Annotated in this window: 22 protein-coding genes; 12 read left to right on the forward strand and 10 right to left on the reverse strand. The window is 66.3% G+C overall.

Features of this window, described 5'->3' with window-relative positions; genetic code table 11:
- Window positions 1-10 precede the first annotated feature (10 nt).
- The 11 genes from DXK94_RS12965 to asd all read left to right on the forward strand — a co-directional run bounded on the left by DXK94_RS12965 (window position 11) and on the right by asd (window position 9198).
- The gene (locus DXK94_RS12965) at window positions 11-979 is read left to right on the forward strand and encodes an NUDIX hydrolase (protein WP_115525248.1); all 969 of its coding nucleotides are present in this window, start codon (window positions 11-13) and stop codon (window positions 977-979) included.
- Between the two features lie 76 nt (window positions 980-1055).
- Window positions 1056-2672 carry a hypothetical protein gene (locus DXK94_RS12970; protein ID WP_258868539.1) on the forward strand — a complete coding sequence of 539 codons (1617 nt, stop codon included), beginning with the start codon at window positions 1056-1058 and terminating at the stop codon, window positions 2670-2672.
- Window positions 2669-3058, forward strand: a complete 390-nt coding sequence (locus tag DXK94_RS12975; RefSeq protein ID WP_115525249.1) for a GntR family transcriptional regulator — start codon at window positions 2669-2671, stop codon at window positions 3056-3058. Before DXK94_RS12970 ends, DXK94_RS12975 begins: the two co-directional genes overlap by 4 nt.
- Window positions 3059-3095: 37 nt before the next feature.
- On the forward strand, window positions 3096-3899 hold the full coding sequence (locus DXK94_RS12980) for a thymidylate synthase (protein ID WP_079596638.1): 804 nt from the start codon (window positions 3096-3098) through the stop codon (window positions 3897-3899).
- Window positions 3896-4480: a dihydrofolate reductase gene (locus tag DXK94_RS12985; RefSeq protein ID WP_079596637.1), complete on the forward strand. Its 585-nt coding sequence runs from the start codon at window positions 3896-3898 to the stop codon at window positions 4478-4480. Before DXK94_RS12980 ends, DXK94_RS12985 begins: the two co-directional genes overlap by 4 nt.
- A 4-nt stretch (window positions 4481-4484) precedes the next feature.
- Complete coding sequence (locus tag DXK94_RS12990) at window positions 4485-4703, forward strand: NF038396 family protein (RefSeq protein WP_115525250.1); 219 nt, start codon at window positions 4485-4487, stop codon at window positions 4701-4703.
- 119 nt (window positions 4704-4822) lie between these two features.
- On the forward strand, window positions 4823-5794 hold the full coding sequence (locus DXK94_RS12995) for a WXG100 family type VII secretion target (protein WP_147294374.1): 972 nt from the start codon (window positions 4823-4825) through the stop codon (window positions 5792-5794).
- A 28-nt stretch (window positions 5795-5822) separates the two neighbouring features.
- Window positions 5823-6482: a hypothetical protein gene (locus tag DXK94_RS13000; protein WP_115525252.1), complete on the forward strand. Its 660-nt coding sequence runs from the start codon at window positions 5823-5825 to the stop codon at window positions 6480-6482.
- 608 nt (window positions 6483-7090) lie between these two features.
- Complete coding sequence (locus DXK94_RS13005; RefSeq protein ID WP_115525253.1) at window positions 7091-7525, forward strand: hypothetical protein; 435 nt, start codon at window positions 7091-7093, stop codon at window positions 7523-7525.
- Window positions 7526-7540: 15 nt separating this feature from the next.
- Window positions 7541-7957: a hypothetical protein gene (locus tag DXK94_RS13010; RefSeq protein ID WP_115525254.1), complete on the forward strand. Its 417-nt coding sequence runs from the start codon at window positions 7541-7543 to the stop codon at window positions 7955-7957.
- 110 nt (window positions 7958-8067) lie between these two features.
- Window positions 8068-9198 (forward strand): aspartate-semialdehyde dehydrogenase, encoded by a 1131-nt coding sequence (gene asd / locus DXK94_RS13015; protein ID WP_115525255.1) that lies wholly within the window; start codon window positions 8068-8070, stop codon window positions 9196-9198.
- A gap of 85 nt (window positions 9199-9283) precedes the next feature.
- Here asd and DXK94_RS13020 read toward each other — a convergent pair whose 3' ends face one another.
- Window positions 9284-10396: a winged helix DNA-binding domain-containing protein gene (locus tag DXK94_RS13020; protein ID WP_115525256.1), complete on the reverse strand. Its 1113-nt coding sequence runs from the start codon at window positions 10394-10396 to the stop codon at window positions 9284-9286.
- Between the two features lie 54 nt (window positions 10397-10450).
- Here DXK94_RS13020 and DXK94_RS13025 point away from each other — a divergent pair, with 54 nt between their 5' ends.
- Window positions 10451-10942 carry a hypothetical protein gene (locus tag DXK94_RS13025; protein WP_147294375.1) on the forward strand — a complete coding sequence of 164 codons (492 nt, stop codon included), beginning with the start codon at window positions 10451-10453 and terminating at the stop codon, window positions 10940-10942.
- Here DXK94_RS13025 and DXK94_RS13030 read toward each other — a convergent pair.
- The 9 genes from DXK94_RS13030 to DXK94_RS13070 all read right to left on the reverse strand — a co-directional run bounded on the left by DXK94_RS13030 (window position 10923) and on the right by DXK94_RS13070 (window position 19197).
- On the reverse strand, window positions 10923-11990 hold the full coding sequence (locus DXK94_RS13030; RefSeq protein WP_115525258.1) for a UDP-N-acetylmuramate dehydrogenase: 1068 nt from the start codon (window positions 11988-11990) through the stop codon (window positions 10923-10925). The genes DXK94_RS13025 and DXK94_RS13030 overlap by 20 nt on opposite strands.
- Window positions 11991-12040: 50 nt before the next feature.
- Window positions 12041-13318, reverse strand: coding sequence for a sugar MFS transporter (locus DXK94_RS13035; RefSeq protein WP_079596626.1), 1278 nt, complete (start codon window positions 13316-13318; stop codon window positions 12041-12043).
- 7 nt (window positions 13319-13325) lie between these two features.
- A complete protein-coding gene (locus tag DXK94_RS13040) occupies window positions 13326-13763 on the reverse strand; it encodes a MaoC family dehydratase (protein ID WP_079596625.1) in 438 nt (145 codons plus the stop codon).
- Between the two features lie 2 nt (window positions 13764-13765).
- Window positions 13766-14227 carry a MaoC family dehydratase N-terminal domain-containing protein gene (locus DXK94_RS13045; RefSeq protein ID WP_079596624.1) on the reverse strand — a complete coding sequence of 154 codons (462 nt, stop codon included), beginning with the start codon at window positions 14225-14227 and terminating at the stop codon, window positions 13766-13768.
- Between the two features lie 53 nt (window positions 14228-14280).
- Window positions 14281-14505: a DUF3188 domain-containing protein gene (locus DXK94_RS13050; protein ID WP_079596623.1), complete on the reverse strand. Its 225-nt coding sequence runs from the start codon at window positions 14503-14505 to the stop codon at window positions 14281-14283.
- Window positions 14506-14525: 20 nt separating this feature from the next.
- Window positions 14526-15467, reverse strand: a complete 942-nt coding sequence (locus tag DXK94_RS13055; RefSeq protein ID WP_115525259.1) for a DUF2797 domain-containing protein — start codon at window positions 15465-15467, stop codon at window positions 14526-14528.
- Window positions 15468-15496: 29 nt separating this feature from the next.
- A complete protein-coding gene (locus tag DXK94_RS13060; protein WP_079596621.1) occupies window positions 15497-16360 on the reverse strand; it encodes a CoA ester lyase in 864 nt (287 codons plus the stop codon).
- Window positions 16361-16526: 166 nt separating this feature from the next.
- The gene (locus DXK94_RS13065; protein ID WP_079596620.1) at window positions 16527-17468 is read right to left on the reverse strand and encodes an aldo/keto reductase family oxidoreductase; all 942 of its coding nucleotides are present in this window, start codon (window positions 17466-17468) and stop codon (window positions 16527-16529) included.
- 16 nt (window positions 17469-17484) lie between these two features.
- Entirely contained in the window at window positions 17485-19197 is a 1713-nt protein-coding gene (locus DXK94_RS13070; protein WP_079596619.1) for a glycoside hydrolase family 13 protein, read from the reverse strand.
- Between the last annotated feature and the right edge of the window lie 70 nt (window positions 19198-19267).

Consider the following 19267-nt stretch of genomic DNA (forward strand, 5'->3'; position numbering starts at 1 on the left):
GGCAGCTGTTTTGTCGAGCGATGCACTCGTAGCAGACCAGACAGACCATCCGGGGGAACCAGTAGCAGTTACTGCTGCCGGCGCCCTGCCATGGCGGGTCAGCAAGGACAAGCTTGAAGTCCTGCTGATCCACCGCCCCCGCTATGACGACTGGTCATGGCCCAAGGGCAAGATTGACGACGGCGAGACCGTCCCCGAATGCGCCGTCCGGGAAGTCCGGGAAGAGATTGGCCTGGACGCGCCCCTGGGGATTCCCCTGCCGCCCATCCACTACCACGTGGCGTCCGGCCTGAAGGTGGTCTACTACTGGGCGGTCAAGGTCAACGGAGCCACGCTTGTTCCCGACGGCAAGGAGGTGGACAGCGTGATGTGGTGCGACCCGGAGAAGGCGGCCACGCTGCTGTCCAACCCCTCCGACGTCGTACCCCTGCAGTACCTGCGCGAAGCCCACGAACGCGGCGAGCTGAACACCTGGCCGCTCGTGGTGGTCCGCCACGCCAAAGCCAAACCGCGCTCGTCCTGGACCAAGGCCGAAGGCGAGCGGCCGCTCGCAGCGACCGGAACGCGGCAGGCGCAGGCAGTCGGCCGGCTGCTGCAGGCGTGGAAGCCGCCGCGCGTGGTGACCAGTCCCTGGCTGCGGTGCGTGGCCACGGTGGCACCCTATGCGAAGGCCGCCGGTGCCAAGGTCAAGATGGCCGAGGCACTGACGGAACACCGACATGAGCGCAGCCCGAAAAAGACCGCGGCGGTCATCGAGTCGCTGTTCGACAAGCAGCGGGCGGTGGCCGTCTGTACGCACCGCCCGGCACTTCCCACGGTGTTCGCGCAGCTTGCGAAGCACATGCCCGGAGCCCTGAGCAGCCTCCTGCCGTCCGAGGAGCCGTACCTATCGCCGGGTGAACTGGTGGTGTGCCATGTGGCGTCCGGCGGGAAGAACCGGATCGTGGCCGTCGAGCAGTTCAGGCCGTTCGACGACTAGCACCCCCAAGCCTGCTTGACGCGTCCGGCTTTGTCTCAAATACTCGATACAAAGTTGCACGAATCTGGGGGATGATGTGCCGGGCAGCGACGCCATTGCCGTTCTTACCAACGTTCCACCGGTGGCGGTCCTGTGGCCGTTCCTGCTGGCAGCGGGGACCTATGTGCTGCTTCGCTGGGTCATTCGGGCCCCGGGCGGCGGAGCCACGCCCGTATCGGCTGCGCAGCACGCCTATTGGGTGGGTTTTATCGGCTGGCTGGCGAGCTCGCTGCAGCCCGCTGCCAATGCCGGCATCCTGCCGGTTCCCTCGCCAGGTTCCACAGCCGGCACGGTGGATATCCTTCCAGCTCTGGCCTGGCCGGTACTGGGCTGCCTGGCCGTCCACGCCATCGGCCAACTGAGCTATCCCGGCCCACGGCTCCCCCGCCGCCGGGCAACCCTGGACGTGCGGGGGGTGCAAGACTTCCTGCCCCGGCCCCTTGCCTGGACGGTCCTCGCAATTTTCGTCGCCGCCGCTGGGCAGATCGCCTGGACTGCCACCCTTCCCGGCTTCGCACCGGTCCCTTATGAATACCGCCCCGCCCCGGACAACCAGTACGTCACCTACGGCGCAGACGGCCGCATCCCCGGTGTCGAACTGGCCGCCTACCTGGGCAGCGCCCTGATCATCGTGGCCGCGGGAACCCTGCTGGTCCTTGCGCTGATCACGCACCGCTGGCAGCTTGAGCCGCTGACGCCTGAGGACAATGGCCTCCTGCGGACCATCGCCATGAACCGCCTGCTGCGCACAGTGGCCACCATCGCCTCCGGACTCGGGGCCATCGCGGGCAACCACGCGGCGCGGCCGGACCCCTTCGACGGTACCGGCAGCTGGTTCAACCCGGCCGGCCTACTGAACCTAGCTGTCCTGCTGGCCATGTGGTGGTGGGCGCCGCCCAAGCTGTCCGGCGGGGTACGGGGCCGGGTCCTGCGCATCGACCGGCACCCGGCCACCAAATTTTCGGTGTCGATCGGCCCGGCCATGGGGCTCGCGGTGCTGGTTCCGGTGCTGGCCGCGTTGCTTATTCCGGGTGCCGTGACCGACCGTCCCGCGATGTTCGTTGCAATCTCCGCCGCCGCAGTCCTCGCTGTTGTTGCTGCGGGCGAGCTGCTTCTCCACCGCAACTACGGAGACCCTGGCGAGCCACGCCACTGGCCGCGGCAGCCGGTGTCGCCTGCCATGCTCAGCACGGCGATTGCGGCCGCTGCCGTCCTGGTGGGCGTGACAATAATTGTCGCGGTCCGCCAGTCCGAACTCACCCTGCCGGCGTCGTGGGGCGCAACAGCCTGGACCAGCGCAGCCGTTGCCGTATTCTCCGTGCTCCCGCTTGCCATGGTCCGGCAGCGCCGCAGTTTCCCCGATGCAATTCCCGGCCTGGACGCCGCCCTCCGCGCAATCACGCTGCACCGCGTGGTCCGGACGCTGGCCGCGTTCTTCACGGTGCAGGCGGGCGTGCTGCTGACGGCCAACGGACACAGGCTTCAGTCGGCGTACCCGTTGGGCCCGGGGCCGTGGGACGACGCATGGCAGGCGGCCCCGGGCATCGGAGTCCTCCTGGCAGCCGCGGGCGCGGTGATTGCCGTGATTCCCGTCCGCGGTATCGCCGCCACGGGGGCCGCCAAGCCCGCCCCCGCACCGGAACCGGTGACGTGAGCGCCGGCATCATCATCGACCTCCGGTCCGCCACGCCGCCCTACGAGCAGATCCGGTCTCAGATCAGCTCGTTGGTGGCAATCGGCGACCTGGCGCCCGGCAGCCGGCTGCCGACGGTCAGGAGCCTGGCTGCGGATCTTGGCGTTGCCGTGGGAACGGTGGCCCGGGCGTACAAGGAACTTGAGGCCGCCGGTGTTGTTGAATCACGACGGCGGGGCGGCACCATTGTTGCCGGTGTCGCCGCGGGCGCCGGGGACGCCTCCCCGGCACCCGTCCCGGAGGAGGTGGCTGCCGCCGTCGACCGTTACATCGACGCGGGGCGGAAAGCGCAACTCAGCGACGAGGTCCTGCTGGACCTTCTTCGCGGCAGGCTCAGACGGAAATGATGCAGGCGAGGCAGGACCACCCCGATAGACTTGGGGCGTGAGCATTCCAACGCCTTATGAAGACCTCCTGCGCGATGTCCTGGCCTCAGGCACGCACAAGTCGGACCGCACGGGGACCGGAACCACAAGTGTTTTCGGACGCCAGCTGCGCTTTGACCTGACGAAAAGCTTCCCGCTGATCACCACCAAGCGGGTCCACTTCAAGTCCGTGGCGGTGGAGCTCCTGTGGTTCCTGCGCGGCGAAACCAACGTGAAATGGATGCAGGACCAGGGCGTCACCATCTGGAATGAGTGGGCCGACGCGGACGGCGACCTGGGTCCCGTATACGGCGTGCAGTGGCGCAGCTGGCCCACTCCCGACGGCGGCCACATCGACCAGATCGCCGAGCTCGTGGAGAACCTCAAGTCCAACCCGGACTCGCGCCGGCATATCGTGTCCGCCTGGAATGTCTCCGAACTGAACGACATGGCACTTCCGCCGTGCCACGCGTTCTTCCAGTTCTACGTCGCCGACGGCAAGCTGTCCTGCCAGCTGTACCAGCGCTCCGCAGACATGTTCCTGGGTGTGCCGTTCAACATCGCCTCCTACGCCCTGCTCACATGCATGGTGGCCCAGCAGGTGGGACTGGAGCCCGGCGAGTTCATCTGGACCGGCGGCGATGTGCACATCTACGAAAACCACATGGACCAGGTCCTCAAGCAGCTGGAGCGGGAGCCGTACGATTACCCTCAGCTGAAGATCAACCGCAAGCCGGCCTCGATCTTTGACTACACCCTGGAAGACTTCGAAGTGGTGGGCTACCAGCACCACCCCACGATTAAGGCGCCGATCGCAGTATGAGCACCGAAAACTTCACGGATCCGCAGTCCTTCACCGAAGAGCTGGCCGCCTCGGTCACCGGCGTTGGGCTGGTGTGGGCCCAGACCCCCGACGGCGTCATCGGCAAGGACGGGGACATGCCCTGGCACCTTCCGGAGGACCTCAAGCACTTCACCCGGCTGACCACCGGGCACCCGGTCATCATGGGCCGCAAGACCTGGCTGTCCTTCCCGGAGAAGTACCGCCCCCTGCCCGGGCGCACCAACATCGTCATCACCCGGCAGAAAAGCTGGGCCGACACGCCTGAGGCGGAGGGCGCCGTCGTGGTTCCTTCCCTCGATGACGCGCTGCTGGAATCCCAGTTCGTCGACGGCGGCGACACGGTCTGGATCCTGGGCGGCGGGGAGATTTTCCGCCAGTCCACCGATCTCGCCAACGTCGCGGTGGTCACCACCATCGATGTGGAGGCCGACGGCGACACTTTCGCCCCCGAGCTTGGCACCAGTTGGGAGGCTTCGGCCTCCGTTCCGCCGGACGGCTGGCTGACCGCAGCCAACGGCACCCGCTACCGATTCACCAAATGGTCAAGGACCGAGGGCTAGGAACGTGCTGAAGAAACCTGAAACCCTCTTTGTCCTCGGGTACATGCTGCTCCCGCTGCTGGCGCTCCTGTCCGCAATCGTTGGGCTCACCATGATCCTGGGCGGCAACAAAATCGCCGGGGCGATCGTGCTGGTGGTGGTGACGCAGGTGTTCGCCTTCGGCGCCTTCTTCGCGCTGCGCGCCCGGAAAGCGGCTGTGCTGGAGGAGACCAAGCGGGGCTGAGCCGGTCTGCGCTGCAGGCCCCATGGGGAGCTCACCCCATCGCGGCTGGTCTGATGCTGTCCTAGGCTGGGTGCTGCCGCGCTACGGGACGGCGGTTCAAAATATTGGGGGGATGCCTGGTGGCAGGAACTTTGTGGGGCGCCGACGTCGAGCAACTGCGCAATCTGGCGCGGGAGCTGGGACGAACGTCGGATTCGCTGCTGCAGCAATCAACATCGCTGGGCAGCGCCATCAACAACAATTCGTCCTGGAAGGGCCAGGACGCCGTCAGGTTCCGGTCAGATTGGAATGGCACGCACCGTACGCTCCTCCAGCAAACGGCATTGGCGCTGAAGCAGGAGTCCGCGAAGCTGCTGGAACACGCCAATCAGCAGGAGAATACGAGCAACAGCGGCGGTTCACCAGCCGGAATATCGGGCGGCGGTGGAACCGGCGCGGGAAACTCGGGGCCCGCGGGTCCTTGGGGTCCGGAGTGGCTTTCCAACGATGATTCGCCCTTCCGCCGGGGCTGGGATGCGTACAACGGTGTGCTGGGCCTAAAAACCGTTCCACTAGGTGTCCGCGACATCACGAACTTCGTAAGTGTCTATGGAGACGAGGTTGCGGACGCTCCCGGCAAGATCTGGCAGAGAGCACTTTGGGATACGGCTGAACGACAAGACGCCCTGCGGGGCTTCTTCTCAGGCACGCCGGATCTTCTGAGCGCAAAATTCGGCGATTTCGCTCAAATGACCCGTGGTATGGACGGGGCCGAAATTGGAAAATACGCCAAGTTTGGACTCAATTCCGCCGGCCATGCGCTGGGTGTGGTGAGCGTCGGACTTGATGGGCTGGACACCGTCAATGCCATCCAAGCAGGTGAAACCGGCGATGCAATTCGTTCGGGAACGAAGGCAGTATTAGGTGCTCTATCCTTCGCACCTCCACCCATTGGCGTCTCATGCATGGTGATCAGCGGGGCCTGGGCGGCAGTGGAGCTGATCCCCGGTGCCGAGGATGCCATCGACGATACTTTCGACGGTCTCGGCAACTTCTTCGAGGACGGCGCCAAGAACGTCAGCGATGGCGTGAAAAACTTCTTCGGCTGGTAGAGATGGCCGTGTTGAGAGGAAAGCAACAATGACGGAAATACGGAATGCCGAAGATTACTCGTTGGGGTTCGGCATCGCAGACATGGCCTACGTTCTACAACTCCAGGACACACCAGCTTCGCTAACCAGCACAGAGCAGTTCCGGCTTCTCGATGAATCCAAAGACGCTGGACTCGTTCGGGCCGGGCTGTCCTCCCTGATTGCCCGAGGGCTCGCCGAGGTGGGGCAGGATTCCGTCGTCACCTTTGATCCCCGTGTCGACGCTGTCGCCTACACGGTGGCCAATGCCGTGCGGTGGACCCAGTTGGATCTCCTTCGATCCAGCGAACTGGGTGACAGCGTACTGCATGTGGAGTCCGACAGAACCAGGTTGCTCTTTCAGCCGCGGACCATGCTGACGTGGTTTGCAGTGCCTCAGGATTCCACTGTGTCGGCGGAACGGGCTGAAGTGTTTCTGATCAGCGAGCACCTTCGGGAACACCCGGACGGCGGGGTTCGCATCAGGACTGCAGGCCCGGGCGGAACCGCCGAACTCCTTGTTCGACGGGATGAGGACAACTGGGTATGCGCCTCGGTTGAAGGAGGCGTCGTTGGCGACCAGACATCCGTTGAGGATGAAGCGGGCCTAATTAACGTTCTCGGTGCAGTGCGCGCCTCCTCTGCTGGATGGGATGGCAATGGAAAGTAAGACGGCAGGACGAATAAGAAGCGATCGCAAGTATTTCTTCGCCCAAGATACGGACCGCAGAATTTTCGCGTACACGGAAGCAGAATGGGGCGCTGGCGGGGCCCAGCCTTTCGGCAATTACACCGCACGCAGCATCGCCAGCATGTCGTTGCTGGTTGCCGTGTTAACGGTCCCGGCTCTCTTGGGTCCCGTTTTGCTGATCATAAGCGTCGCTGGCCTACACCTCGGTGCCATGCTGTTTTCGTTGGTATTCACCGTCCTGTGCACCGGCGGTTGGCTTCTCACGATCCGGTCCCTCCGGGGAGAACTGCGTGCACGTCGGCTTCGCAGGGAACGTGGCTTGCCCCGTCCCTCTGTAGTTGTCACCGACGACCAGGCGCGTGAATGGTTTACTGCCCACCCCGGTTCCGTCGCGGTCACCCGAGATAACTTCCCTGAAAGTACATACCCCTTTCCAGGGGAACCCACCTAAGCCTCGTCTGCTCCATCATCTTCACTGGCGGCTGGTTCTGGGTGTTGTACAGCTGACCAACCGCCTTGCTCTCGCCGCGGCGAGGTGCAGGTTTCAACGGTGCTGAACCGCATTCAATCGATTCGACAGGACTCGCGTGCAGAACGGCATTCCAGGCAGCAATGCGGGTAGCGGCCCCAACTCGGACGGCCAAGTCCGTGCCTACCACGAACAGGCGCTGGCACGCGGGGAAAAGAGGGTCCTGTTCCGGACCGTGGAGGGCAGACTTCACAGCTACGCCAAAGATGAACTCGGAGTGGTTACTGCCAGTTCCCACGCCCAAGTGCGGTCCGCCGTCGGCTTCCTTGTGATGGCGATTGTCTTCGCTGCCGTCGCGGTCTTTTCCATCCTGCTGGTGGCTGGACCTACCAGCCAAGGCCAGGATCCGATGTGGAGCGCCCTGTTCCTGACCGCGGCCGGGGTGGGTGGCACCCTTTACGCTATTCGGATGGCGAAGGTGGCCTCGACGGCCAAGCGCCTTCGGGCGGAGCGGGGAATCCCGGAACCAACAGCCAAGCAATTCGACTGGTAAGGGGACAGCCTGCTGATGGTTTTCAATCAAGAAGCTGAGCGGCGAAACGACGCCGTGTATGCCGAGCACAAGGAGGCGCTGTCACGGGGAGAAAAACGCGTCCTCCGGAGGACGGCAACGGGCGAACTGCACAGTTATCCCGCGGACGAGATCGGTTTCTCGCCCGGCCGAGGCCAAGCGCAGGTCCGGACATGGTGGGGCATGGGAATTGTGTCTGCCGTCTTAGGGCTTTTAGTCATCCTTTCATTGGTAATTCTTCTGGTCCCGGCGGGAAGCGGCGAGCAGCCCTTCTGGGGCGCCTTGTTCCTCACCGCGCTGGGAGGATTCGGCGCGTGGTACGCCTTCAGCATGGCCCGCGACGAGTACCGGGCCAAGAAGCTGCGGAAAGAGCGGAAGGCGCCCGAACCAGGCGCAGGACACGTCTCACGGTGACCCGCTGGCCGGGCATTGGTAGGCAGTCGGTGCGTGCCGCCGTCGTCTGTTCCGTTCAGGAGTGACGTAACCGACTGCGCCCAGCCGGTTCCAAAGTCTAAACTGGACGGATGACTACAGCAGCTACCCCTTCCGTCGGCCTGGTCGGATGGCGCGGCATGGTCGGTTCCGTCCTCATGCAGCGCATGCAGGACGAGGGCGACTTCGCCAACATCAACCCGGTGTTCTTCTCCACCTCCAACGCGGGAGGTGCCGCGCCGTCCTTCGCTGACGGTGCCGGCAAGCTCGAGAACGCGTTTGACATCGACACGCTCGCGAAGCTGCCCATTATTGTCACCGCCCAGGGCGGCGACTACACCAAGCAGGTCCACGGCGAACTCCGCAGCCGCGGCTGGGACGGCCTCTGGATCGACGCCGCCTCCACCCTGCGCATGAACGACGACTCGATCATCGTCCTGGACCCCATCAACCGCGACGTCATCGACAAGGGCCTGGTCAACGGCACCAAGGACTTCATCGGCGGCAACTGCACCGTGTCCTGCATGCTGATGGGCCTAGGCGGCCTGTTCAAGAACAACCTGGTGGAGTGGGGCACCTCCATGACCTACCAGGCTGCTTCCGGCGGCGGCGCCCGGCACATGCGTGAGCTGCTCAGCCAGTTCGGCACGCTCAACTCCCAGGTCAGCACGGAACTGGACGACCCGGCGTCGGCCATCCTGGACATCGACCGCAAGGTCCTCGCCCACCAGCGCACGGACATCGACGCCACCCAGTTCGGCGTCCCGCTGGCCGGTTCCCTGATCCCCTGGATCGACGCGGACCTCGGCAACGGCCAGTCCAAGGAAGAGTGGAAGGCCGGGGTTGAGACCAACAAGATCCTGGGCACCTCCGAGGAAAACCGCGTGATCATGGACGGCCTCTGCGTCCGCATCGGCGCCATGCGCTCGCACTCCCAGGCCCTCACCCTCAAGCTCCGCGAGGACTTGTCCGTCGCCGAGATCGAGAAGCTCCTGGCTGAGGACAACGAATGGGCCAAGGTGGTTCCCAACACCAAGGAAGCCTCCATGGCCGAGCTCACCCCGGTGGCAGCCTCCGGCACCCTGGACATCCCGGTGGGCCGCATCCGGAAGATGGAGATGGGCCCGGAGTACATCAGCGCCTTCACCGTGGGCGACCAGCTCCTCTGGGGCGCTGCCGAGCCGCTGCGCCGCATGCTCAACATCGCCACCGGCAACCTGTAACCCTCCAGCACAGCAACGCGGGGTCACTTACCGCCCGATCCGCGCCGGCGGATGGGCATCTAGTGACCCCGCGTTGTTTTTGTCATCAGGTGTCGAGGAACTCCAGGTAGCGCTCGGCGGCTTTGGTGAAGGCAGCCTGGGCTGCCGGGCCGAGCGGCCGGGACGGGTCAAAGAGTTGGGGTACGACGGCGGCGCGCTGGCCTTTGCCCTCGACGACCCAGGTGCCAACCACCTCTCCCCCGGACACCAGGGCTTTCTTGAACACGCCGTTCCCGCCCGGAACGATCTTGTTGGCATGCTCCGGCGGGAGGACCAGGCTCCGGTCCGTGTACCCGAGCAGGAACTCGTCGAAACCGGGCAGCAGCAGGACCGAGCGCGAGCCCGGGACGCCGGTATCCAGCAGACCCGCCGTCTCATGCGACATCCAGTAGCTGGCACCCTCGAACTCGAGTTCCACCAGCCCGCCCCGGATCGTTTCGAGGGCAGCCCGGACCTCGGTCAGCGGAATCTGCGTCCACCAGGCGAAGTCACGGACAGTCGCCGGGCCGTGACTGTGGAAGTAGCGGAGCAGGAACTCGGCGACAGCCTCTGCCCGGCCGAGGCGGCGCGAAAAGGGAATCCAGTCGTCGAAGGCCACGATCAGCTGCTGGTTCCCGGCCAGCGGTCCCTGCACCAGCCACCCGTGCCGGCACAGCGTTCCCAGGATGTGGATGCCCCGCTGCCCCTGGGTGGGCTGCCCGCCGTCGTCGAACACCTTGAACAGACCGTTGCGGCTGAGCGGGCCTTCAGTGGAGATCGCGGCCAGGGCGACGTCACGGCACTTCTCAACGTCGGCCCACGTGATTCCCAGTTCGCGGTGCCTGGCGGCGATGCCCTTGGTAAGGCGGTCCGCGGTCAGCTCCAGCATCCAGCGCAGGTCCTCCGGTGCCACCAGGTGCAGCGTGCCCCGCATCGGCCACGAACGCACGATCGTCCCCGCATTGATGGCAGCCCCCACGTCGCTGACACCGGAACCGGTGAGCCGCACGCCCACCGCCCACAGGGCCGCCTGCAGATCCTGCGCCTGCATCGCCGTCATCCAGCGCACCACGCCGCCTGCTGAGTCCGGCCGTTCCCCCGCACCAAGCAGCCCCTGCGAGGCCAGGCGCAGCCTGCCCAACACCTTGCGGTCAAGACGCTTCCCCACCTGTGCAGCCATGCCCTCATCCTAGGGTCGGGGCGGGGTCCGCAAAACGACGGTTAGGGTAGGAGCATGACTTTGGGGAGTTTGTGGCAGTTGCTCGCGCGTAAAACCAGAACATGGATGATCGGCGGGACCGTCTGCGTCCTGGCAGGAACCGCGGTGGGCCTGCTCTCCCTCGCGGCGTTCCTGGACAGCGGCCAGTCCGAGCCCCTGCTGCTGCTCCCCTCGCTCACGCTGAGCCTGGGCGGCGGATATGCCGTACTGTTCCCCGGCATCGGTGTCAGCCCCGGCGGCGTCCGTATCCACCGGGACTGGCGCCGGCACCCCCGTGCAGGTCAGGTCCTCTGGGTCCTGTCACTGGCCGTCGCCGTGGCGGGCCTGGTGACCTGCATCGTTTCGGGTGCATCCAATCCCCTGGCGCCCGGGCTGCTGGTCTGGCTTTTCATGGGGATCTACCTGGTCCTCACCGGGTGGGCCTCGGCCCTCATGGGAGCAGCCGAGGTCCTGCGGCACAAGGCAGCCCCGGACAAGCCGCTGGAGGCTACAGCTGCAGGCCGATAAGCAGCGGTTCCGGATGCAGCTCGATGCCGAAGCGGCGTACGACGCCGGCACGCACCTCGCGTGCAACGGCCACCACGTCCGCGGCGCTGGCTGAGCCGCGGTTGGTGATGGCGAGCGTGTGCTTGGTGGACAGCGAAGCCCGCCCCCCGGACACACTGTCCGCCGCCAGGCCAAAGCCCTTGGCGAAGCCGGCCTGGTCAATCAGCCATGCTGCGGAAAGCTTCACCAGCCCGTCAACACCCGCCGGGTACCGCGGCGCGGACTCCGGCAGCGCCTCGGCCACCTCGGCCGGAACGATGGGGTTGGTGAAGAACGAGCCCGTGGAGTAGGTGTCCCTGTCCGCGGAATCCCACACCATGCCTTTGGAGGCGCGCAGCCTCAAGACCTCGCGGCGCACGTCATTGGCGTAGGCGCGTTTTCCGGGCTCCACACCCAGCGAGCGTGCCAGCTCCGCATAGCGGATGGGGGCACTCATCCGGCCCAGGGGAAGCTGGAACTCCACGGTCAGCACCACGTAGCGGGGCGAGCCGTTGACGGTGGTCTGCTTAAGGATGGAATCCCGGTACCCGAACTTGAGCTCGGAGTTGGTGAACGTCTTCACCGCATTCCGCTCGCGGTCCCACGTGCGCACCGCGGCGATGGTCTGGGAAACATCGGCACCATAGGCACCAACGTTCTGCACGGGTGTGGCACCGGTGGAACCCGGGATGCCGGCCAGCGCTTCAATCCCGGACCAGACGTGCAGCACCGCATGCTCAACCAGCTTGTCCCAGTTATGGCCCGCCTGGACTACCACGGCCACGCCGCCGCAGGAGTCCTCCGCATTCACGGTGAACCCTTCGGAGGCGATCTTCACGACTGTACCGGGGAACCCGTCGTCGGAAATCAGGAGGTTGGACCCGCCGCTGATGATCAGGACCTGTTCGCCTGCCGCATCAGCCGTGCGGACGGCGTCGATGATTTCGGCCTCGGTGCGCGCCTCGATGAAGGAGCCGGCAGGGCCTCCGACGGCGGACGTGGTCAGGGAGGAGAGCAGGGTGGAATTCACCGGAACTACAGTACTTGAAAATACTTATCTAACGCAGCACCTTTAAGTACCTAGGCAAGCTTCCGGGCCACCGGCGAGAGCAGGAAGCTCACCACCAGCATCACCATCACGGCCAGCAGGGAATGCAGGATGCCCACATGTTCTGCGAGCAGGCCCAACAGCGGCGGCCCGCAGAGGAACGCCCCGTACCCGATGGTGGACACCACCGACACCCGGGCAGCGGCCTTGGCGGGATCATCCGCCGCAGCGGACATGCCTACCGGGAAACCGAGGGACGCCCCCAGGCCCCACACCGCGAGTCCGGCAAAAGCCAGCCAGGGAACCGGCGCGAAGACAAAAACGCCGAGCCCGAACACGGCAAGGGCGGCGCACCAGCGCATCACCGGCACCCGGCCGAAGCGGTCCAGGACCAGGGTCCCGGCAAAGCGCCCGATGGTCATGAACGTGACGAAGAGGCCATAACCGGCAGCGCCGGCGGCGTCGGTCTGGCCGTGCCCGTCAGCCAGGGCCAGCGCCACCCAGTCCCCCGCCGCGCCTTCCGCCAGGGCGAGGCCCAGCACCAGCACACCCAGGAGCAGGGTCCGCCGGTCCCGCCAGGCCTGGGCGATCTTGCGTTTGTTGTCCAGCGGAGCGTCTTCCGGGCCAGCGCCTGCCGGAATTACGGGGATGGGGCCGGTGGTCGGATCCTCGAAGTTGTCCGGGGCGTAGGTCCGCTCCCCTGCCACGGGGGTGACGTCCGCGCGGAACCAGGCTGCCGCCGTCGCCACCGAGACGGCGACCACCACCCCGGCTGCGCCCAGATGCCAGGACACGGGAACGGACAGCGCGGCGGCTCCCGCGCCCAGTCCTGCCCCGGCCACTGTCCCCAGGCTGAAGGCGCCGTGCAGCCGGGGCATGATGTGCCGGCCAACGGCCCGCTCCACCGCGGCGCCCTCAACGTTGGACGCCGTGTTCCAGCTGCCGGTCCCCAGTCCGATGACGGCCAGTCCGATAGCAGTTGCCACCGGGCTGGCCAGGACCGAGGTGCCAAGCCCGGCCAGCAGCAGGCCGGTCCCCACCAGGATGCTGCCGGTCCTGATGGTCCTCTTGGATCCCAGCCGGAGCACGATCAACCCGGACGCGGAGACGGAGGCAAACGACCCCAGGGTCATGCACAGCAGGAGGACCCCGATGTTGCCCGGGGTGAGGTCCAGCGCGTCACGGATGGCCGGCAGCCGGGAGACCCATGAGGCAAACGCCAGGCCGCTGGCAGCGTAGGCCACCACCACGGCGTTGCGCCAGTGCGTCACTTCGGCGGTGGTGGCCCCTGTTGTTGCCCGTGAGGTCAAGGGGCGCTCAGGAAAGCTTGACGACGGCCTGGGCCTTCATCAGGACTTTTTGCCCGGCCGAGACCACGGTGAGGTCAACGCGGGCGGTGCCGGCATCGGCGTCGAGCTTGCCGATGGTGCCGCTGACCTCGATGGTGGCCCCCGGTTCTTTGGTCCCGGTGGTGTCGGTGACCAGGACGGGCTTGGTGAAGCGGGTCTGGAAGTCGACGACGGCGGCCGGGTCGCCGGCCCAGTCAGTGACCAGCTGGACGGCCGAGCCCATGGTGAACATGCCGTGGGCGATGACGCCGGGCAGTTCCACGCCGGTGGCGAAGGCCTCGTTCCAGTGAATGGGGTTGAAGTCGCCGGAGGCACCGGCGTACTTGACCAGGTCCGTCCTGGTGACCTCGATGGTGCGGCTGCCGATCTCCTGGCCGGCACTGAGTTCGTGGAAACTGGGGCTCATGGCTACTGTCCCTCTCCGCGGACCAGGATGGATGACGTGGTGGTGGTGACCGGTTCTTTGGAATCGTCGGCCGCCAGGGCAAAGATTTCGGAGCGGGTGGTGATCATCGCACCGCCGCCCATGGCCCGCACGCCGTCCACGTGCAGTTCGGCCACGAGCCGGTCGCCGGCGACGATGGGCCGGTGGTGGGTGAAGCGCTGGTCCGCGTGGACCACGCGGGAGAAGTCGATGCCGGCGTCCGGATCCTCGATGAGCTGCGCGTCGGCGCGCTGGGCGATGATGATCGCGAAGGTGGGCGGGGCCACCAGGTCGGTGTGGCCCAGGGCCTTGGCTGCATCCACGTCGAAGTGTGCAGGGTGGGTGGCTTTGACGGCGCGGGCAAACTCGCGGATTTTCTCGCGGCCAACGTCGTACACCTCTGCGGCAGGGTAGCTTCGGCCCTGCAGATCCGGATTGATAGTCATGGCTTCAACCCTATCGCCCGCCTGTCAGGGGGCAGAAAACCGGGTAGAAACAGCTACCGGCGCAGGTTCTTGCGGATGGCCTGGCCGCGGACCACGATGCCGGCGATGTGCAGGAGCAGGCCCAGCCCGATCAGCGGCAGCGAGGCGGTGGCCATTCCCTGGTTGCCGCTGGTGTTGCCCACCAGGTTCAGGATGATGCCGACGGCGATCAGGCCCATCGCGCTGAAGACCAGGACTTTGTAGCGGGTTGGCGCGGTGGCCCAGAATTCGTTCAGCACCGTCCCAGTTTACCGGCTGCCTAGAACAGGGCTTCCTGCACGGCCGGCACGTCCGAGGCGAAGTCGCCCAGGACGATGGTGCGTGCCGCCAGTTGGCCCAGGTTCACCACGAACTCAGCATCGGTCCCGTCCAGACGGGCCAGCGCGTTGGGTCCGCTGAGCGCCGCAATATGGAAGCCGTGCCGCCCGCTGTCCAGCGGATAGGGGTAGGCGTGGCGGGCCGCGGGGACGCAAAAGCGGGAGGCCTGTGCCGGACGCACCCACTGCTCATCCACAACGGAAAAGCCCTCGACGGCGGTGCGCGCCAGCAGGCCGCGGACCCGGCCGGCATGCCGGGCGTTGAGGGCGTCCACTTCGGCTGGCGCTAGCGGCTGCAGCAGCGCCTCCGACTTCGTGGCGGACCGCACCTGCTGCGCCAGCCCGGCTTCGGCCGTCACCAGGTCCTCCAGGATCCGCACCACGCGGCCGTCCTGTGCCCTGGCCACGTACCTGGCCGTCACGGCGCCCTGCTCTGCGAGCCGGTGCCATTTCCGGGGCCCGGACGCCGTTCCCACCTTGCTGCTGCCGCCGGCGAAGGTGGCCACATACAGCCAGTGCTCCTGCATCAGGTAGTCCCGCAGGCCGGGGGTGACGCGGCCGCCGCGGTGAAAGTCGTGGATCAGCCGGGACTCGTCGAGCATAAAGCAGCGTTCGCACTGCTTGCCCCTGGACGCCGGGGCGCCGGCCGTACATAGGATATGGTCACGGCGCGTGGACGAGTGGACGCGAAGGTGCCCCAGGCAGGACCTGCCGTGCTCAACGACGTGGAAGCCGAGCCGGGCACCCGGGTGGAGACTGAGCTGCCGGAAGTCCCCGGAAGGTGACTGAAGGCGCAGCACCGGGGCGCCGCCGTCGTACTCCGTTGCGGAAGCCGGCGGCCCATCCCAAAAGACCCCGTGGACCAGATAGCGGGTATCGGTCACGGGGTCTCCTGGAGTGGAAAGCGGGGCGGCTACAGCGCCGGCTGCACGCCGAAGGCTACCGCGAGCTTCATGATCTTTTCGGCGCGGCCCAGGCGGGGCAGGTCGGAGCCGTCGCGGATGACGCGGCCGTTGGCTTCGAAGTCGGCCATGAAGTCGGTGGCCCAGGCGACGTCGGACGGCGTGGGGCTGATGACCTCGTTGATGACGGGGGTCTGGTCGATGGCCAGGCAGAGCTTGCCGGTCATGCCCATCATCACCGTGATGCCGGTCTGCTCGCGCAGGATGGGGTGGTTGGTGCCGACGGTGGGACCGTCGATGGGGCCCGGCAGGTTGCCGACGCGGCTGGCGACGACAAGCTTGGCGCGGGGGTAGGCCATGGCCTCGGCGGTGGCGGCCATGCCGGTGTCGCGGCGGAAGTCGCCGGAGCCGAAGGCCAGGCGGAAGGCGCCCTGGGCCTTGGCGATGTGGTTGGCTTCCTCGATGCCCAGGGCGGACTCCACCAGCGGGATGACGGGGGTCTTGCCGTCCATGCGGTGGAAGCTCTCGGTCACCTGGTCCGCCGATTCGGTCTTGGCGAGCATGACCCCCAGCAGGCCGGGCGTGCCGCGCAGGCCGGCGAGGTCGTCAGCCCAGAAGCGGCTGGTGGCATCGTTGATGCGGACCCAGGCCTTGCCGCCGGCCGTGAGCCAGTCCACCACGTTGTTGCGCGCCTGGTCCTTCTGCGACGGGTCCACGGCATCTTCAATATCCAGGATGATCGAGTCGGCGCGAGAGACTGCCGACTGGTCGAAGAGCTCGGGCTTCATGGCATTGACCAGGAGCCAGGAGCGGGCGATCTCTGCGGGGATATTGCGTTCGGGCCGTACAGTTTCGGCGGCGATGGTAGACGTCATGTATCTACCGTATCCGCCCGGCAAGCAGCACGTCGAAGAAAACGGCCGGCATGTGAGGTTCAATACGAACTAAACCCCATATGACTCAATCCTGATGAAAGGCAGGTAGCGGCAAGTGTCGTTATGGGGTTCCATAACGACACGTGCTGCCACCCGGTTGGGGAGGTCAGGGGATGTTGCTGCCCCGCGCCGTCACCCAGAGCCGGTACCAGTCGGCGCGCGTCAGCTCCCGGGCCACCCGGGAAGCGTCGGCACAGGCACGGATGCGCGCCGGGTTGACCGTCCCGATCACCGGGGCGATGCCCGCCGGGTGCTTCATCAGCCAGCCGAGCAGCACGGCCTCCCCGGAGGTGCCATGCTCCCCCGCCAGCCGGGCCACCAACTCGGAGGTGGCGGACTCCGCCGAGGTGGGGCTCTCCGGTTCCGCGCCGGTATAGAGCCCGCGGGCCAGCGAGCCGTACGCCTGCAGGGTAATGGAGTTGCGGGTGCAGTACTCCAGCGTGCCGTGCGGAAAGCTGTAGTCCAGGTGCTCGGGATGGTTGACCAGCACCTGGCTTTCCAGCCAGGCCCGCTTGAGCAGGCTCATCTCCAGCTGGTTTGCCACCACGGGCGTCTCCAGCCGGTCCTGCAGCACCTCGATCTGCACACCGGACATGTTGGACACACCCAGCTGCCGGACCTTACCTTCAGCCATGAGCTGCCCGACGGCGGACGCCACCTCCGCCGGGTCCGCCAGCGGATCCGGGCGGTGCAGCAGGAGGATGTCCACGTAGTCCGTCCGCAGCCGTTCCAGGCTCCCGTTGACGCGTTCAAGGATGGCGCCACGGCTCAGGTCGTAGTGCGTCTGCAGCCCGCGTTCGTTCAGCCGGATTCCGCATTTGGTCTGGAGCCTGATCCGGTCCCGCAGCCCCGAAGTGCCGGCCAGCACTTCACCGAAGACCGCCTCGGACTTGCCGCTGCGGTAAATGTCCGCATGGTCGAAAAGCGTGATGCCGGCGTCCAGGGCCGCGTGGACGGCGGCAGCGGCCTCATCCACATGGCTGCTCCCATGCGGCTCGTCGGACCAGCTGCCGCCCAGGCCCATGCAGCCATAAATCAGCTCCTGCAACGGATGACTTCCCGCATCAGCGCAGCCACGCGGTGGTGTTGGCCGGCAGCTTGCCGTCCTCGAGCGGGGCACTGCTGACCAGCACGGTTCCGGCAGGAAGGTCGACGGCGGTGTCCCCGAAGTTGGTCACTGACTGCCAGCCGTTCGGGCGGCGGAAGTGCAGGACCTCCGGGTTGCCGGCCTCGACCCATTCGAGTTCCTCGTCCGTCTGCAGTTCATGGCGCAGCTTCAGCGCGGTGCGGTACAGCTCCAGGGTGGAGCCTTCCGTCCCGTCCTGTGCCTCGACCGCGTACTTGCTGAACCAGTCCGGCTGGGGCAGGTGCGAGCCGCCCTCGCCGAACCCGAACGAGGTGCCCTCCACCTTCCAGGGCAGCGGCACGCGGCAGCCGTCGCGGCCGATTTCCACTCCCTTGTTGCGGAAGAAGGACGGGTCCTGGCGCTCCGATTCCGGGATGTCCGCCACTTCCTGCAGCCCGAGCTCCTCGCCCTGGTACAGGTACGCGGATCCCGGGACGGCGAGCATCAGCAGTGTGGCCGCGCGGGCCCGGCGTTCGCCGAGTTCAATGTCCAACTCCTCCGCGGGTCCGCCGGCGAGCAGCCAGTCCTTGCCGTCCTGGCCCTTGGTGCGCCCCTTGCCCTTGGACACCTGCGGCAGCCCGTAGCGGGTGGCGTGGCGGACAACGTCGTGGTTGGAGAACACCCAGGTGGACGAGGCGCCGGTCGCGGCCGCTTCTGCGAGGTTGCGGGTGATGATCTCCTGGTATTCGGCGGCATCGAAATCGGCCTGCAGCAGGTCGAAGTTGAACGCCTGGCCCAGGCCCTGCGGGCTGGCGTAGCGGGCGCGCCGGGTGGCGTGGACCCAGGCTTCCGCGACGGCCGTGCGGGGCGGGTTGTACTCGTTGAACACCTCGCGCCATTCGGCGTAGATTTCGTGGACTTCGTCGCGGTCCCAGAACGGGTGGGTGCCGTCGTCGAACCCGTCCACGCCGGTGTTGGCTGCACTCAGTTCGAGCTTGGAGAGCAGCGGCTCGGTGAGGTCCTTAGTGAGGGCGTGGGCCACGTCCACGCGGAAGCCGTCCACGCCGCGGTCCGACCAGAAGCGCAGGGTCTTGAGGAAGTCGTCCCGGATCTCCCGGTTGGACCAGTTCAGGTCCGGCTGCTCCTTGGCGAAAATGTGCATGTACCACTGGCCGGGGGTGCCGTCCGGCTCGGTGATGCGCTCCCACGCCGGTCCGCCGAACACCGAGTCCCAGTCCGACGGCGGGAACTCGCCGTTGGGGCCCTTCCCGTCACGGAAGATGTAGCGGTCGCGGGCCGGGGAACCCTTCGGGGACGCGAGGGCTTCCTGGAACCACTGGTGCCGGTCCGAGGAGTGGTTGGGCACGATGTCCGCGATCAGCTTGATGCCGGCGTCGTGCAGGGCCTTGGCCATCTCGTCGAAGTCGTCCAGGGTACCGAGCTTGGGATCCACATCGCGGTAGTCGTCAACGTCGTAGCCGCCGTCGGCGAGCGCTGACGGGTAGAAGGGGCTCAGCCACACGGCATCGATCCCCAGCGACTTCAGGTACGGGACCTTGGACGTGATGCCCTTCAGGTCGCCGATGCCGTCACCGTTCGAATCGGCGAAGCTGCGCGGATAGATCTGGTAGACGGACGCCTGGCGCCACCAGTTGGGATCGGCCGGACGGTCGGAGTCGGACAGGGTTGCCAGGGTGGCAGTGGTGGACAAGGGGTGATCCTTTTCTTCTGGTTCGGCGTATATTTATTTTGACTCTAAATTTACTTCCTCAAATATTATC

Origin of the sequence: Arthrobacter sp. RT-1, assembly GCF_003367205.1 — a bacterium.
In the GTDB taxonomy this organism is placed as follows: Bacteria; Actinomycetota; Actinomycetes; order Actinomycetales; family Micrococcaceae; genus Arthrobacter.

Coding starts and splice junctions, on each gene's coding strand:
- DXK94_RS13045 (WP_079596624.1), bottom strand. CDS start 14,227: ATGACTATCAATCCGGATCTGCAGGGCCGAAGCTACCCTGCCGCAGAG.
- DXK94_RS13010 (WP_115525254.1), top strand. CDS start 7,541: ATGGTTTTCAATCAAGAAGCTGAGCGGCGAAACGACGCCGTGTATGCC.
- DXK94_RS13040 (WP_079596625.1), bottom strand. CDS start 13,763: ATGAGCCCCAGTTTCCACGAACTCAGTGCCGGCCAGGAGATCGGCAGC.
- DXK94_RS13020 (WP_115525256.1), bottom strand. CDS start 10,396: ATGGCTGCACAGGTGGGGAAGCGTCTTGACCGCAAGGTGTTGGGCAGG.
- DXK94_RS12985 (WP_079596637.1), top strand. CDS start 3,896: ATGAGCACCGAAAACTTCACGGATCCGCAGTCCTTCACCGAAGAGCTG.
- asd (WP_115525255.1), top strand. CDS start 8,068: ATGACTACAGCAGCTACCCCTTCCGTCGGCCTGGTCGGATGGCGCGGC.
- DXK94_RS13000 (WP_115525252.1), top strand. CDS start 5,823: ATGACGGAAATACGGAATGCCGAAGATTACTCGTTGGGGTTCGGCATC.
- DXK94_RS13025 (WP_147294375.1), top strand. CDS start 10,451: ATGACTTTGGGGAGTTTGTGGCAGTTGCTCGCGCGTAAAACCAGAACA.
- DXK94_RS13060 (WP_079596621.1), bottom strand. CDS start 16,360: ATGACGTCTACCATCGCCGCCGAAACTGTACGGCCCGAACGCAATATC.